This window comes from Bacillus sp. N13C7, from assembly GCF_026790065.1.
Classification (GTDB): Bacteria; Bacillota; Bacilli; order Bacillales; family Bacillaceae; genus Bacillus.
The window spans coordinates 114,613-129,925 of record NZ_JALAMO010000016.1 but is presented as its reverse complement, the minus strand read 5'-3'; the positions used below and the strand labels follow the sequence as shown (position 1 = coordinate 129,925).

Sequence of the window (15,313 nt, the reverse complement as noted above, 5' to 3'; positions counted from 1 at the left end):
AATAAAACATCCTAAACGGCAGACCGTTTAGGATGTGATCGGCATTAAGGCAGGATGTCGGGCTGCTGCTGTGTGACTGGTTTGGCTGCTGCTTTCTCCCTCACCTTGCGTTTTCTGAACACAAGGTAAGAAATCAGAACAATGCCCGTGATGACGCCTGTCAGAAGCAGTTCATCCCTCATGGAATCAATAAATGCCATAGATACTAAAATTCCGCAGATGGCGATGATAGTCAAGTAGGTTAGGAAAGGGAAGAGCCACATTTTGATCTTCAATGCTTCCGGGTTTGTTTTTTCGAGTTTTTTTCGCATTCTCAGCTGCGACACAGCGATGACTAGATAGACGAGCAAAGCAATTGCGCCTGATGAATTGACCAAGAATAAAAAGACAGTATCCGGTGAAAAGTAGTTCATTACAACTGCGATATAGGAGAAAAAGGTTCCGGCGACAATTGCCTGTACGGGAACACCTTTTTTGCTCAATTTCATAAAACGGCGCGGCGCCTCGTTTCTTTCTGCGAGTGAATACAGCATTCTGGATGTGGTGTACAAACCTGAATTCAGGCAAGAGAGTACGGCTGTGAGGACGATAAAGTTCATAATCTGCGCTGCGGCCGGCACGCCAATATGCTCAAGTACAGCGACGAAAGGGCTTTCTAATATATTTGCTGAATTCCAAGGCAAAAGTGCCACAACAATGGCGATAGAGCCAACGTAAAAGACGATGATGCGCCATACAACGGATCGGGTCGCTTTTGTCACGGATTCAACCGGGTTGGATGTTTCACCTGCTGCAATGGCGACAATTTCTGTACCCATAAAGGAGAAGATGACAACGACAATCCCGAGCAATACGGAGCCGACGCCTTCCGGAAAAAAACCGCCTTTGCCTGTGATATTTGAAAAACCGACTGGTTCACTGCCAGGAGCAATGCCAAAAATAAAGGCAAAACCAACGATTAAAAAAGCGATGATGGTCACAACTTTAATGAGGGAGAACCAATATTCAAACTCACCGAATGACTTAACAGAGTAGATGTTTGTCAGGGTAAGCACGATCGTCAAAATCAAACTTGTCAGCCACAGCGGAATATCGTGGTACCAGTATTGAATAATGCCGGCGCCGGCGATGGCTTCGATCGCGATGACAATCACCCAGAAAAACCAATACAGCCATCCGATTGTAAATCCTGCCCACGGTCCGATGGCATCATGGGCGTATTGAGAAAACGATCCGCTCGTCGGGTTTACCGCAGACATCTCTCCGAGCATTCTCATGATAAAAATCACCAATAATCCGGCTAACGCGTAAGAAACTATGGCACCGGGCCCGGTCGAGTGAATCACTGAACCGCTGCCTACAAATAGTCCGGCTCCGATTACGCCGGCAATCGAAATCATTGTCATATGGCGGGTCTTTAATTCTTTTTTCAATCCTGGTTGAGTCTGGTTCATAAATTACCTCCTTTAAAAATGTAATCATTACTGAATATTATGATAATTGAAACTCTATCATAAATATACAGTTTGTCGAAAATTCGTGTAAGAAAATATAACATATTATTTCAAATTTGTAGTGTTTTGTTGGGGGTATTTTCAGCGAGACGCTGGAATAAAAGAAAAAATGTTCCGTTAATTATTCATTTTTGTGGTTTGTCATGATTTTGAAAATATGGAAGATCGTCAGAAGCATTGGTATCATTGAAGTTGAAGCGGTTTTCGGATGAGAAAATAAATTGGTTTAGAGAAAGAGTGTTCTATTGTCACTATTTTTCTGTGGTTGGTGAATCATGTTTCTGTAGACCCACTGCGTTTCAGCTTTGTATCATAATAATAGGAAAACACGAACGGAGAGGAGGTTTTGTATGGAGAGATATGATGAACTGAAAAAGGGAGAATCCGGGGCGCTGGTCAGTATTGCCGCGTATCTTGTTCTGTCCGCGATGAAGCTGATCATCGGTTATCTTTTTCACTCTGAAGCACTGACGGCAGACGGGTTGAATAACACAACTGACATTATTGCTTCTGTTGCTGTACTGATCGGCCTCCGCATCTCACAAAAGCCTCCTGACGAAGATCATCCATACGGCCACTTCCGTGCAGAAACAATTGCATCACTTATTGCATCGTTTATTATGATGGTTGTCGGGCTGCAAGTGCTGTTCAGCGCCGGTGAGTCTATTTTTTCTGCTAAGCAGGAGACACCGGATATGATTGCGGCTTGGACGGCAGCGGGCGGGGCAGCCCTGATGCTGCTGGTCTACCAATACAATAAAAGGCTGGCCAAAAAGGTAAAGAGTCAAGCGCTCCTTGCCGCGGCCGCTGATAATAAATCAGATGCGTTCGTCAGCATCGGCACATTTATCGGAATTATGGCCGCGCAATTCCACCTGGCTTGGATTGATACGGTAACGGCGTTTGTAATCGGCCTTCTCATTTGCAAAACGGCATGGGATATTTTTAAAGAATCATCTCACTCATTGACAGATGGCTTTGACGTAAAGGACATGTCAGCTTATAAACAGACGATCGAAAAGGTCTCCGGTGTGAGCCGTTTAAAAGACATTAAAGCGAGATACTTGGGCAGTACGGTTTACGTTGATGTGGTGGTTGAGGTATCGGCAGATTTAAATATTACGGAAAGCCACGATATTGCCAATGAAATTGAGCGGAGAATGAAGGAGGAGCATGCGATTGATTATTCACATGTTCATATGGAGCCTTTAGAACACAAATAATAAAGCTTCCTGCCATAGGAAGCTTTTTTGTGTGTTTTGGCCTGCTTTATTGGAAACAATTTGCTAGAATCGTTTTTTTATACAGATTGCTTTTTGTGGTAAAGTTAGGTTACATTATGATGAATTTTGTAGATGACTAGGAGGAAAAGAATGGCATATCAAGAAGACCTGCATCCTTTGCTGGGGAAAGCAGTTGACCATATTAATAGAGTAATGGTTGGAAAGCGAGACATCGCCATACTCAGTTTAGCAGCCATTCTTGCCAAAGGGCATGTGCTGCTTGAGGATGTGCCTGGAGTCGGTAAAACGATGATGGTCCGCGCGCTGGCAAAGTCAATCGGCGCCGACTTCAAAAGAATCCAGTTCACTCCGGATTTGCTGCCATCTGATGTCACAGGCGTATCCATCTATAATGCGAAAACGATGGAATTTGAATACCGTCCCGGCCCGATTATGGGAAACATCGTACTTGCCGATGAAATCAACCGGACCTCTCCGAAGACACAGTCTGCTTTGCTTGAAGCGATGGAAGAGGGAAGTGTAACGGTAGATGGACATACGATGCCGCTTGCCGCTCCGTTTTTTGTGATGGCAACGCAAAACCCGGTCGAATATGAAGGGACCTATCCTTTGCCGGAAGCCCAGCTTGACCGTTTTTTATTTAAGCTTCGCATGGGCTATCCGTCCTTTAATGAGGAGCTGGATGTTTTATCTCTTCAGGAAAAAAGCCATCCGATTGAGACACTTGAGCCGGTTATTACAAGAGAAGACTTCATCCGATTGCAGCAGGAAGTGCAACATGTCCGTGCCGATGACAGCATAAAAGAATATATTGTTGAACTCGTGCAGAAAACGAGACATCATGCCTCTGTTCAATTAGGCGTCAGTCCGCGCGGATCAATCGCTCTGATGAAAGCGGCCCAAGCATACGCGCTGCTGCATCATCGCGACTATGTCATTCCGGATGATATTCAATATTTGGCTCCTTTTGCGCTGCCGCACCGGATGCTGCTGCAGCCGGAGGCGAAATTTGAAGGGGTACAGGCAGAAGCGATAGTACAGGAGATCATGTCCACCGTGAAGGTGCCGGTTCAAAGGTCGTCGATCCGCTGATGAAGAAGAAATGGCAATGGCTCGTTTATGGATGGAAGCTGATTGTATTAACGTTATTGACGGCTGCTGTTTTTTCTTATGCAATGTTTCAGGGCGGCTTTGTCAGCTGGTTTTTGTTTTATGCATTTCTCCCTTTTGTGGTGTATGCCGGGCTGCTTGCGCTGTACCCGCTCCGCTCTTTTCAGGCTTCACGGCAAATGGCCAAAACACAATTGCATGCGGGGGACAGGCTGGCCGTGTTGATTACACTGAGGAGAACGCTGCCGTTTCCCCTGATGTATATGGTGATTGAAGATTGCCTGCCAGAAGGAATCGGGTCATTGAACCGAGGGGAGGCCCCGGGCAAACGGCTCGTTTTTCCTTGGTTTAAACAGAGCATGACGATGTCGTATGAATTAGCTCGGGTACCGCGCGGGGAGCATCATTTTCATGCTGTCAGGGTGCGGACCGGGGATGTTCTTGGCTTGATTGAAAAAACAGCTTTTTATGAGCTGAAAGATACTCTGTTTGTTTATCCGTCTTTTCAGCGTCTTCCTTATCAGGTGAATGAGAGGCATCAGGAAGATGGTGTAAGCGGTTCTTCTCCAGTTCATCAGCACCATTCTGCAGTCGCAGCGAGTGTGCGCAATTATGAGCCGGGAGACAGGTTTGCTGCACTAGACTGGAAGACTTCTGCACGGCGGAGCCAGCTGATGACAAAGGAATTTGAACCGTCTCGAAGCAAAAACCTGTTTCTTCTGATGGACCGTTTTCCCTCTGAAGCATTTGAAGAGGTCATTTCTGTGACAGCTTCGATTCTTCATTCTGTTTTGAAAAACGGCGCGGGGGCAGGCTTGGCCTCAGTCGGAAAGGAAAAAACAATTTTTCCTGTTCAGGAGGGTGAGCAGCATTTTAAGCACATGCTTCATCATTTAGCCGTCGCTCATTGTGATGCGGCTGACCCGGTAAGCCGCTATGTACGTGAGGAGCTGGGGAAACCGTCTGTTCGCCAGGCTGATAGAGTGCTCGTCACGGGGCAGTTCACGGAGGATTTGCTGAACATAGCAGAAATTGGGGGCGGCCGAGTTACAGTGATACTGGCAAAAGAGAAAGATGCTGAGCTTTCTCAAGCTGAAAATGTCATGATCGAACGCATGTTGAAACGCCAAATCAGAGTTCAGGTCATGAGGGGCGGCCGAGTTTCGCGTGTTGTTTAGAAAGAGAGGTGACGGGTGCACATGCCGCACGATGATCAGAAAGGAAGCCGTTTGAGCTTGCTGTTATTTTATTTTTTGGCATTTTTATTGCTGTGGGAGTGGCTCAGGCCGCTTGACAGTTTTACAGATACGAAACATACAGGCTTTTTTATTGTCTTTATCGGCTTGACGTTTCTGCTGACCTTTTTCAGGATGAGGTGGTTTGTCACCGTTCCTTTTTGTGTCTTATTTACGTTGATCTCGATACACATCCTGTTTTATCAAGGATCTCTATTTGACTTGAGCTGGGTCGGCTCTTTTTTGCAGGATGTTTATTTGAATATCATGCTGATTCAAACAGGGCAATGGAATGATATGATTCCTTCGTTTCGGACCCTACTCTTTTTTGTGCTGCTGTGGCTGCTGGTTTATCTCCTTCATTATTGGGTGATTTACCAGAGAAGAATCTTGTTTTTCTTTATGATGACAGTAGCGTATATTACGATTCTTGATACCTTTACGCCATATGACGCCACTTTTGCCGTCATCCGTATTGTGCTGATCGGCTTTTTTATGCTGGGCCTTTTATACTTAGAACGCATCAGGCTGATGGAAAGAATTACGCTGCCAAAAGCGTCTGTTCTGAAATGGTTTCTTCCTCTATCTGTATTCATTTTGGCTGCAGTGGGATTCGGACTTGCCGCTCCGAAATCAGATCCAGCTTGGCCTGATCCCGTGCCTTTTCTCAAAAAAATCACCAATCAGGACCGTGTGCCGGCTGGAGAAAGCAAAATCGGATACGGGAACCATGATGAATCGCTCGGCGGCCCGTTTCAGCAGGATGATACCCCTGTTTTTACATGGCAGGGAAAAGAGCGCACGTATTTCCGGGTGGAAACGAAGGATACGTATACAGGAAAAGGCTGGATTGAAACAGACACAGGCATGTCCTATCAGCTTAGCGGAGGAAAAGTTGAAAATCTGTGGTTTGACCACAAGGTTTCGACAGAGCGCAGCACTGTTCGTGTAAAGGTCGATGATCACTATGGATATAACCATGTGATGTATCCGATCGGTGCTGAAGCCATTCAGCCAAAGCGGGCTGTCTCACTCGAGATGAACGGGAATACGGAACAAATTTCTCCGATCAGTGAACAAGCTGGTAAGGTCAGAAATATGGGGAGCTATACAGTATCGTACAACTCCCCGGTCTATAAGCTGGATGAGCTGAGAAAGGTGAAAGTCAGAAACAGTGAGGAATACACATTCAGCGACCGCTATATGCAGCTGCCGGATACACTGCCTGAGCGGGTGAAAACCCTTGCGATCAAGCTGACTCAGGATCACGACAATATGTTTGATAAGGTGAAAGCGGTTGAGGACTATTTAGGATCAGATGAGTTCACATATGAGACCGAAAACGTGACCATCCCAAAGAATGATGAGGATTATGTCGATCAGTTTCTGTTTGAAACAAAGATGGGCTACTGTGATAACTTTTCTTCCTCAATGGTCGTGCTCCTGCGCTCGGCCGGCATTCCGGCCCGCTGGGTAAAGGGTTATACGTCCGGTGAATATAAAGAAGCAGGGAACAAAAACGGCAGCATCTACGAAGTGACAAATAACAACGCCCATTCCTGGGTAGAGGTGTATTTCCCGGAACAGGGCTGGGTCACATTTGAGCCGACTAAAGGGTTTACAAATCCGGCTGAATTTACTTCCTCTAATGACACAAAGGATTCCGGCAGCGAAAGCAGCTCGCAGGAGAAAACGAAGAAAGAACAGAAAGAAGAAAAAAAACAGCCGGAAAAAGAGGAGAAACAAAAGGAAAAACGGGAGCCAGCTGTTTCTAAAAAATCGACCGCTCCACACGCAAATGCCGGTGCAGGCTGGTATGCAGCACTTTCAGTCCTTATAGTCCTCCTGTTAGCAGCGGTATTGCTGTATGTTTTCCGTTCGTTATGGATGCCAGCTTTCGTTGTGAGAAAATTGAAGCGGCGCAGCGATCAGCACGTGTTTTTTGAGGCGTACGGCGCCCTCCTGAAACAGATGAAGAGAAGGGGACTGCCGAAACAAGACAGTGAAACGCTGCGTGATTATGCGAAACGAATCGATGAAAAATACGACATGGAAGACATGTCAAAGCTGACATTACGCTATGAACGGGCGTTGTACAGAAATGAAGATTCAGCGTCGCTTTGGAATGAATCAAGAGAGTTATGGGAAAATTTAATTAAAAGAAGATGGTCTTGACCGCTTATCAACGTGTTGTTAGAATTAGTGAATATTATCGGAGTCTGGGAGCGAGTTGCCTGACTCCGGCAAACGGCCTTGCCAAAGAGGGCGGAGCGTGCTTCATATCTGTCCTCGTTTTTTTCTGTGTCAAAAAACTTAGAGGAGATTAGGTGACAACCATGACAAAGTTAGTGAATGAAATGATTCTTGTCCTTGATTTCGGCAGTCAGTATAACCAGCTGATTACACGCCGTATCCGTGAATTCGGTGTATACAGCGAGCTGCATCCACATACATTGACGGCTGAAGAAATTAAAGAAATGAATCCAAAAGGAATTATTTTATCCGGCGGTCCAAACAGTGTGTATGATGAAAACTCTTTCCGCTGTGACGAGAAAATTTTCGAGCTTGATATTCCTGTTTTGGGAATTTGCTACGGCATGCAGCTGATGACTCATTACCTTGGCGGTAAAGTTGAAGCGGCAAGCCAGCGTGAATACGGAAAAGCAAACATCCGCATCGAAGGCACACCTGATTTGTTCAAAGATCTTCCGAACGAACAAGTGGTTTGGATGAGCCATGGTGATTTGGTTGTAGAAGTTCCTGAAGGCTTCACTGTTGACGCGACAAGCCATCACTGCCCGAATTCAGCGATGAGCAAAGCGGACAAAAAATGGTACGGCGTTCAGTTCCACCCGGAAGTGCGCCACTCTGAATACGGCAATGATCTTCTGAAAAACTTTGTATTCGGCGTTTGCGAATGCGAAGGCGAATGGTCAATGGAGAACTTTATCGAAATTGAAATGCAAAAAATCCGTGAAACGGTCGGAGACAAGCAGGTTCTTTGCGCGCTAAGCGGCGGCGTTGATTCCTCTGTTGTTGCTGTTTTGATTCATAAAGCGATCGGCGACCAGCTGACTTGTATCTTTGTAGATCATGGTCTTCTCCGTAAAGGCGAGGCTGAAGGTGTTATGAAAACATTCAGCGAAGGCTTTAACATGAACGTAATTAAAGTAGACGCGAAAGACAGATTCTTAAATAAACTAAAAGGCGTTTCTGACCCTGAGCAAAAACGCAAAATCATCGGTAATGAATTCATTTACGTGTTCGATGATGAAGCGGACAAGCTCAAAGGCATCGACTACCTTGCCCAAGGAACGCTTTACACAGATATCATCGAGAGCGGTACAGCAACGGCGCAAACGATCAAATCTCACCACAATGTCGGCGGGCTTCCTGAAGACATGCAGTTTGAACTGATCGAACCGTTAAACACGCTCTTCAAAGACGAAGTGCGCGCGCTTGGCACAGAGCTCGGCATTCCGGATGAAATCGTGTGGCGCCAGCCATTCCCAGGACCGGGACTCGGAATCCGTGTTCTTGGCGAAGTAACAGAAGAGAAACTTGAAATCGTTCGTGAATCAGATGCGATTTTGCGTGAAGAAATTGCAAATCACGGATTAGAGCGTGATATCTGGCAATACTTCACTGTTCTTCCTGACATCCGCAGCGTCGGTGTTATGGGTGACGCAAGAACATATGATTACACAATTGGAATCCGCGCCGTTACATCAATCGACGGCATGACATCTGACTGGGCGCGTATCCCGTGGGATGTGCTTGAAGTCATTTCGACACGTATCGTAAACGAAGTGAAGCACATTAACCGCGTGGTGTACGATATTACAAGTAAGCCGCCTGCGACGATTGAGTGGGAATAAGTAAATAACAACAATGAAAAAACGTCCCTTTTATAAAAGGGACGTTTTTTTGTTAACTTTTTGAAACCGTTTCGACAATTTTCGTATCTAACAACATAGGAGGTGGATAAGGTGAAGGAAGAAAGATTGATTACAAAGGCGAGAAAAGGAAATGCTCGGGCCTTTGAAAAGCTTATGCTGGCACATCAGGAGACTTTATATAAAACAGCTTATCTCTATTTAAGAAATAAAGAAGATGCACTTGATGCTGTACAGGAAACAGCTTATAAAGCTTTTATCAGTATAGAAAAACTAAAAGAGCCAAAGTATTTTTTAACGTGGCTTACTCGAATATTGATTAATTCCATTTTTGCCATGACTAAAAAGAAAGGAGAATTGGTTCCGTTTGAGAAACATCACGACACTGGAATCGCTCAAGGTAATATTGAGGAATATATAGACCTGCGAAATGCACTTGATACACTTGATGAACATGTTCAGCTCACGATTCAGCTATATTATTTTCAAGATTATTCAATATCAATGATAGCTGAACAAACAGGTATGGCAGAAGGCACAATTAAAACACATTTACATAGAGCGAGAAAAGCATTGAAACAGGAGCTGGAAAAGGAGGATCAAAACAAATGGACAAACACCAAGTGAAGCAGATGTATGATGACATAGCAGTGCCAAAGAAAGCACTCAAAAAGGCAATACATCAAGCTGTCGTTCGTGCTGAAAATGAAAGTAACACAAGGCGCCGTTTTAAATGGGCACGACCTATTACAAATGGAATGGCTATTGCTGCTGTGGTATGTATATTGTATTTATCATCTGGTCTTTTTCTTCCCTCTGTAAACAAAGCGATGGGAAGCATCCCCATTGTCGGACAAATTTATAAAGATTTTCAAGATAAAGTTGGTCTATCATTGTTTAAAAGCAATTTGGTCACAGCTTTAAATGAAAAAGCAGAGTCCAGGGGAATCACTGTTTCTGTAAACAGCTCCTATTACGATGCCGGACAGCTTGTTTATAACTTCACTGTTGATAACTTCCAGTCTGATGAAAAAGAGATCATGTATGATGTCGACGAAACGAGTTATAACGACAACTTTTCAATCAACTACGATTCTTTAATGCTTAAAAAATTAAATAATAAGCAATACGCAGGACAATTAAGGATTTATACAAATGGTACTGAAATAAAAAATGGGGATACCGTGCCTTTTGTGATTACTCATATTAATGAAATACAGGGGAATTGGAGATTTAAACTGCCTATTGCCAAAAGCAAAACTAGTTATTTAGAAAGCGCAAAAATTGTATCGGCTTATCATAATCGTTATCAATTTTCCAATATTCAAGTGGAGAACGGGAAACTTGGATCTGTCCTTCAATTTACAATTGATTATCAAGGTTTAGCAAAGCATGATACGGTTGAAATTAACGAAGTCAAAGATGATTTAGGAAACACATATGAGATGACATCGTCAAACATTGAACTTGGAGACCGGAAAAAAATAAATGGGAGAACGGTAAGAGCAAAAGGACAAACACAGCTAGAATCACCAATCAATCCAAAAGCGAAAAAGCTAACATTAATAGCAGATATTAGATCTGAGGCTGAGGACAGTGAAATCGTTCCGCTAAATGCAGAGATGCCGTATCGTCTTTCGGAAACAAAGCATCAAAACATAGGGATAGAAATCAATAACATTAAACAAGAAGGGAGGAAAGTATTGGTTCATTACCGTTTCACTGGAGTTGATACTTCAAATATGTCAAAAGATGACTTAGTGAATATAGGCGAAATGATTGGCCTTGGTGATATGAAAAAAATGCAATCATGGTCTGATCCAATGGCTTATTATGAAGAAGGTTATTATTTAAAATGGAATAAAGCTGAAGTGAAGAATATGGACACAGCCGAAATGGTATCAACTTTTGAATTGAATGACGCTTATCTTGATAAGCTGTCTTTAAAGCATTTTGAGTTTAATGAATACGGTCTGTATATTGATAAAGGCATTTTAAATGACCTGATTCAACTAAAGCCATTCTCGTTTACTGTACCAGTGCATCAGGTGAATCAGCCTGTAACATAAAATCATTAGTAAGTTGAAAAGCCGTATGAAGCCATGCATACGGTTTTTATCATTGTTGCCAATTTAGTCAATAGACGAATAAACCAATTTTTTTAATAAGTAATGTTCGTTATTTATATTGTCATTTCAAAATGAACTTGGTACAATAGACACAGAAATCAAATAAGATGAATTCGTATAATCGCGGGAATATGGCTCGCAAGTTTCTACCAAGCTACCGTAAATGGCTTGACTACGTAAACATTTCTTTCGTTTGATATAAATAAAACACGTTTATTTATTCAAGCTGGAATCCGTCTGTAGTCAAGCGTCCCAATATAATTGGGGCGTTTTTTATTTGGCGTTTTCAGGACAGAATAAATAGCAAAGAGTGAAGGGAGTCAAATAGCTTGAAAAAGTTTTTTCAGTTTGATGAGCTGGGCACCAGCTATCGCAATGAAATCATTGGCGGATTAACGACTTTTTTGTCTATGGCATATATTCTGTTCGTCAATCCGATTACGCTTGCTTTGGAGAGCGTGAAAGATTTTCCGGAGGCGCTGAGAATTGACCAGGGTGCGGTCTTTACAGCGACAGCGCTGGCGTCTGCAGCAGGCTGTATCTTAATGGGATTGATAGCGAGATATCCGATTGCCATCGCGCCCGGTATGGGACTGAACGCGTTTTTTGCGTTTTCTGTCGTCCTCGGTATGGGCATTTCATGGCAGGCAGCTTTGTCTGGTGTTTTTATTTCAGGTCTTATTTTCGTTGCTCTTTCTTTAACAGGTTTTCGTGAAAAAATCATCAACGCCATTCCGCCTGAGCTGAAATTGGCAGTCGGCGCGGGAATCGGACTGTTTATTACATTCGTTGGCTTACAAGGTTCAGGGATTATTACAGCGAACTCTTCTACACTTGTCACAATCGGAAACATTCACAGCGGCCCTGTGCTGTTAACGATTTTCGGTGTGATTGTAACAGTTATTTTAATGGTGCTTCGCGTGAACGCAGGCGTGTTTATCGGGATGCTGTTAACAGCGGTGGCCGGCATGATTTTCGGATTGGTTCCGGTTCCGTCTCAAATTATCGGCAGTGTGCCGAGCCTTGCGCCGACTTTCGGACAAGCGTGGATACACCTGCCGGATATTTTCTCCGTCCAAATGCTGATCGTCATTTTAACGTTCTTGTTTGTCGGATTTTTTGATACAGCGGGTACACTTGTTGCTGTGGCGACTCAAGCTGGTTTAATGAAGGAAAACAAATTGCCGCGTGCGGGCCGTGCGCTTTTAGCTGATTCATCTTCCATTGTAATCGGTGCCGTGCTTGGTACGTCTACTACAACTTCTTATGTGGAATCAAGCTCAGGTGTTGCTGCGGGTGCCCGTTCAGGATTTGCGGCTATTGTAACTGGGATTCTCTTTTTATTGGCTACATTTTTCTCACCGCTTCTATCCGTTGTTACTTCAAACGTAACAGCTCCGGCGCTGATCATTGTTGGCGCACTGATGGTGGCGCCGCTTGGCAAAATCGCTTGGGATAAGTTCGAAGTGGCCGTTCCTGCTTTCCTTACCATGATCATGATGCCGTTAACGTACAGCATTGCGACTGGGATTGCCATCGGGTTTATTTTCTACCCGATTACGATGGTGTGCAAAGGAAAAGCCAAAGAGGTTCATCCAATCATGTACGGGCTGTTTGTCATATTTATCCTGTACTTTATCTTCTTAAAATAAAGAATGAAAACCAGCTGCGGGCGCAGCTGGTTTTTTTGTTGCAAAAGGTAAAACCATTTCATACGATATACCGTCATGTAGATGTGCCGCCATGCTTTACTTAAATGGAAATGACTTGACTGTTCAGGAAGGCTTCGGTACCTTATATAAGTGTTTTATTTTCTTGCTGAATGGTATTCCGCCGTATTTTTTTGATAGGAGTTGCTGACATGACGGAAGAAAGAAAAGAAACGTTTGAGGAAGAAGTTAACCAGAGTGAAAGAATAGATGCAGATGAAGAGCCGTTATCGAGAATGTCCAGGACTGCGAGCCGGCAAAGCAAGCAGAAGCAAAAACAAAAGCAGAAACCGCACAAAGAACGCGGTGAATCAATTGCTAAAGACAAGCTTGCGTCGGTATGGGCAGCGATTAACAGATATTGCGGCTTTGCGTTCTCGATTTTAAAATCACCGGCGAAAACCGTCGTAACGGATGGTTTTTCACATTATAAGTATGGCCTGATTTCAATGCTTATCTTTAGTATCATCTTTTCAATCGGGAACTGGTTTCAGTTAAAGGCGAGCTGGAATCGGCCGCTCGGTTTCGGAGAACGACATCATGCTTTCTATGACGGGTTTTTAGTTGTTCTTGTGTATTTGCTGATCTTTTTTGCGGTAATGGTCTTTGCTATATGGGCTGTCTCCCGCTATATGATGAAGCAGAAGGTGACGTTCAGAGAAGCGGCAGCCGGTTTGGGTTCCTTGCTTGTACCGGTGATTGCTGTTTCAATCCTTTGGCTGATCTTTGCGATCGTGAATATCCCGATGCTGACAGTTCTGTTTACAGTGCTGATTTTGTTTTCAATCTTTTTTATGATGGCGCTGTATGTGCAGCGTGAGTACCAGGCGGCACAGGATGCACCGATTGACTATATCTATTGTGTATTTGCTGTGGTAGCGGTAGCGCTGCTGTTTACGGCGGTGACGTGGCCGTTTATTTCTGAATATTTCACGGCGTCGCTGATTCCGCTTTAATGAAAAAACCGGCTGCTCTTAGCCGGTTTTTTTAATGTCACACTTTTTACAAATATATCTAAAAAACATAGTTGATTTGTAGGATTAATCCATGTATGATGGGGAAAATGCTGTAAACGTCCAGCGCACAAACCTTTATGTTTAAGGAGGATGATGGACATGGCTGATGTACTTCGCCGCGCGATTAATCAAAAGAAACAATTTTTAAAAACCAAATTACTGCTTTCGGAGTTTTATCAGGGAAGAGGGGAACAACTGGCTGATTATACGCTGAGTGAGCTTGAAAAAGAATACAAGTCCCTTCAGAAAATGAAAAAAGAGATCTGACAATAGATGAGAAGAGGTAAGTCTGCTGATAAGCGGGCTTTTTTGTTTTGATTTTGAAAAGGCGAGAAAGAGGGTAAACTACTACTGTTCAACCTGTTAAAGCATGTCGAAATATTTTGCTTAAGCTTACGTGCGAAGCTGATTGTAAACGGCTCATTTCTCTAGTAGAATATGAATGCTTTGAGCAAGCTGAAGAGTAGGGGGATGAAATAAAATGATGCAAACCATCTTATCAAATGGGATAGCTATGGTACTCATAATTCTCATTATTAATATTGTCTATGTATCATTTTTTACAATAAGAATGATTTTAACACTGAAAGGCCAACGGTATTTAGCAGCGGGCATCAGTACGATTGAAATACTGGTTTATGTGACAGGATTGAGTCTGGTCCTCGATAATTTAGACCAGATTCAAAATGTGATTGCGTATGCGCTCGGTTACGGTCTTGGCGTCATTGTCGGCATGAAAATAGAAGAAAAATTGGCGCTTGGCTATATTATGGTCAATGTGATTACGAAAGAGCTCGATCTTGATCTTCCGAAGCAGCTTCGGGAAAAAGGCTACGGCGTGACGAATTGGGTGGCCGGCGGTCTTGAAGGCGACCGCACAGCTCTTCAGATTCTGACGCCGAGAAGATATGAACTCCAGTTGTATGATACGATTAAAACATTAGATTCAAAAGCATTTATTATTGCGTATGAACCAAAAACAATCCACGGCGGCTTCTGGGTCAAAGCGGTGAAGAAGAGGAGAATTAAAGAATAATGGCAAAGCCGAAGAAGAAAAAGTTTGAAGTGACAGAGCAGCAAACGATTGATGCGGTCCTTCAGCAAATGAAAGAAGAAGGATATCTGCCTGTACGGCGGATGGAAGAGCCTGTTTTTATGGAAAAGAAGGAAAATGGGTCAATTCAGATCGTTCCGTGCGGGAAAAAAATCGTATTTGAAGGGAAATTGATCTAAAACACGAACATTAGTAGAATGAATTTTTGTATCGTTCGATAATATCGTTGACATTATCCATGTCCGTTGTTAAGATAAACATGAAATCAAAACACGACCTCATATAATCTTGGGAATATGGCCCATAAGTTTCTACCCGGCAACCGTAAATTGCCGGACTATGCAGGAAAGTGATCGATAAAACTGACATGGATATATCGCAGAAGCGAACGACTGACGATACATGT

General features: G+C 43.6%; 13 protein-coding genes and 2 riboswitches. Of the genes, 12 read left to right on the top strand and 1 reads right to left on the bottom strand.

All coding sequences use genetic code 11. The features are described 5' to 3' along the window. Window positions 1-44: 44 nt before the first annotated feature. The gene (gene gabP / locus MOB98_RS16825) at window positions 45-1,454 is read right to left on the bottom strand and encodes a GABA permease (RefSeq protein ID WP_268358733.1); all 1,410 of its coding nucleotides are present in this window, start codon (window positions 1,452-1,454) and stop codon (window positions 45-47) included. 410 nt (window positions 1,455-1,864) lie between these two features. On the opposite strand from gabP, the gene mneS reads away from it, so the two are divergent. The 12 genes from mneS (at window position 1,865) to MOB98_RS16765 (ending at window position 15,086) form a co-directional block, all read left to right on the top strand. Further along, window positions 1,865-2,737 carry a manganese transporter MneS gene (gene mneS, locus MOB98_RS16820; protein WP_268358736.1) on the top strand — a complete coding sequence of 291 codons (873 nt, stop codon included), beginning with the start codon at window positions 1,865-1,867 and terminating at the stop codon, window positions 2,735-2,737. Between the two features lie 150 nt (window positions 2,738-2,887). Further along, entirely contained in the window at window positions 2,888-3,850 is a 963-nt protein-coding gene (locus tag MOB98_RS16815; protein WP_268358738.1) for an AAA family ATPase, read from the top strand. Further along, entirely contained in the window at window positions 3,850-5,046 is a 1,197-nt protein-coding gene (locus tag MOB98_RS16810; RefSeq protein ID WP_268358740.1) for a DUF58 domain-containing protein, read from the top strand. Before MOB98_RS16815 ends, MOB98_RS16810 begins: the two co-directional genes overlap by 1 nt. A 21-nt stretch (window positions 5,047-5,067) precedes the next feature. After that, window positions 5,068-7,278, top strand: a complete 2,211-nt coding sequence (locus MOB98_RS16805; RefSeq protein ID WP_268358743.1) for a DUF4129 domain-containing transglutaminase family protein — start codon at window positions 5,068-5,070, stop codon at window positions 7,276-7,278. A 161-nt stretch (window positions 7,279-7,439) separates the two neighbouring features. After that, window positions 7,440-8,981 (top strand): glutamine-hydrolyzing GMP synthase, encoded by a 1,542-nt coding sequence (gene guaA / locus MOB98_RS16800; RefSeq protein WP_268358744.1) that lies wholly within the window; start codon window positions 7,440-7,442, stop codon window positions 8,979-8,981. Between the two features lie 111 nt (window positions 8,982-9,092). Then, window positions 9,093-9,626, top strand: a complete 534-nt coding sequence (locus tag MOB98_RS16795) for a sigma-70 family RNA polymerase sigma factor (protein WP_268358745.1) — start codon at window positions 9,093-9,095, stop codon at window positions 9,624-9,626. Then, window positions 9,608-11,068 carry a DUF4179 domain-containing protein gene (locus tag MOB98_RS16790; protein ID WP_268358747.1) on the top strand — a complete coding sequence of 487 codons (1,461 nt, stop codon included), beginning with the start codon at window positions 9,608-9,610 and terminating at the stop codon, window positions 11,066-11,068. The genes MOB98_RS16795 and MOB98_RS16790 overlap by 19 nt, the downstream gene beginning before the upstream one ends. A gap of 153 nt (window positions 11,069-11,221) precedes the next feature. Beyond that, window positions 11,222-11,323, top strand: a riboswitch (purine riboswitch). Window positions 11,324-11,457: 134 nt separating this feature from the next. Next, window positions 11,458-12,780, top strand: a complete 1,323-nt coding sequence (pbuG, locus tag MOB98_RS16785) for a hypoxanthine/guanine permease PbuG (RefSeq protein ID WP_268358749.1) — start codon at window positions 11,458-11,460, stop codon at window positions 12,778-12,780. Window positions 12,781-12,989: 209 nt separating this feature from the next. Beyond that, the gene (locus MOB98_RS16780; protein WP_268358751.1) at window positions 12,990-13,793 is read left to right on the top strand and encodes a hypothetical protein; all 804 of its coding nucleotides are present in this window, start codon (window positions 12,990-12,992) and stop codon (window positions 13,791-13,793) included. 159 nt (window positions 13,794-13,952) lie between these two features. After that, window positions 13,953-14,120, top strand: coding sequence for a Fur-regulated basic protein FbpA (locus MOB98_RS16775; RefSeq protein ID WP_003244066.1), 168 nt, complete (start codon window positions 13,953-13,955; stop codon window positions 14,118-14,120). Between the two features lie 214 nt (window positions 14,121-14,334). Continuing rightward, window positions 14,335-14,889 (top strand): DUF2179 domain-containing protein, encoded by a 555-nt coding sequence (locus MOB98_RS16770; protein ID WP_009966729.1) that lies wholly within the window; start codon window positions 14,335-14,337, stop codon window positions 14,887-14,889. Continuing rightward, a complete protein-coding gene (locus MOB98_RS16765) occupies window positions 14,889-15,086 on the top strand; it encodes an NETI motif-containing protein (protein WP_148963482.1) in 198 nt (65 codons plus the stop codon). The genes MOB98_RS16770 and MOB98_RS16765 overlap by 1 nt, the downstream gene beginning before the upstream one ends. 79 nt (window positions 15,087-15,165) lie before the next feature. After that, a riboswitch (purine riboswitch) is annotated at window positions 15,166-15,267 on the top strand. Window positions 15,268-15,313: the final 46 nt, after the last annotated feature.

Excerpts from the sequence above, each read along its gene's own strand:
- gabP (WP_268358733.1), bottom strand. The coding sequence starts at position 1,454 with ATGAACCAGACTCAACCAGGATTGAAAAAAGAATTAAAGACCCGCCAT.
- mneS (WP_268358736.1), top strand. The coding sequence starts at position 1,865 with ATGGAGAGATATGATGAACTGAAAAAGGGAGAATCCGGGGCGCTGGTC.
- MOB98_RS16815 (WP_268358738.1), top strand. The coding sequence starts at position 2,888 with ATGGCATATCAAGAAGACCTGCATCCTTTGCTGGGGAAAGCAGTTGAC.
- MOB98_RS16810 (WP_268358740.1), top strand. The coding sequence starts at position 3,850 with ATGAAGAAGAAATGGCAATGGCTCGTTTATGGATGGAAGCTGATTGTA.
- MOB98_RS16805 (WP_268358743.1), top strand. The coding sequence starts at position 5,068 with ATGCCGCACGATGATCAGAAAGGAAGCCGTTTGAGCTTGCTGTTATTT.
- guaA (WP_268358744.1), top strand. The coding sequence starts at position 7,440 with ATGACAAAGTTAGTGAATGAAATGATTCTTGTCCTTGATTTCGGCAGT.
- MOB98_RS16790 (WP_268358747.1), top strand. The coding sequence starts at position 9,608 with ATGGACAAACACCAAGTGAAGCAGATGTATGATGACATAGCAGTGCCA.
- MOB98_RS16780 (WP_268358751.1), top strand. The coding sequence starts at position 12,990 with ATGACGGAAGAAAGAAAAGAAACGTTTGAGGAAGAAGTTAACCAGAGT.
- MOB98_RS16775 (WP_003244066.1), top strand. The coding sequence starts at position 13,953 with ATGGCTGATGTACTTCGCCGCGCGATTAATCAAAAGAAACAATTTTTA.
- MOB98_RS16770 (WP_009966729.1), top strand. The coding sequence starts at position 14,335 with ATGATGCAAACCATCTTATCAAATGGGATAGCTATGGTACTCATAATT.
- MOB98_RS16765 (WP_148963482.1), top strand. The coding sequence starts at position 14,889 with ATGGCAAAGCCGAAGAAGAAAAAGTTTGAAGTGACAGAGCAGCAAACG.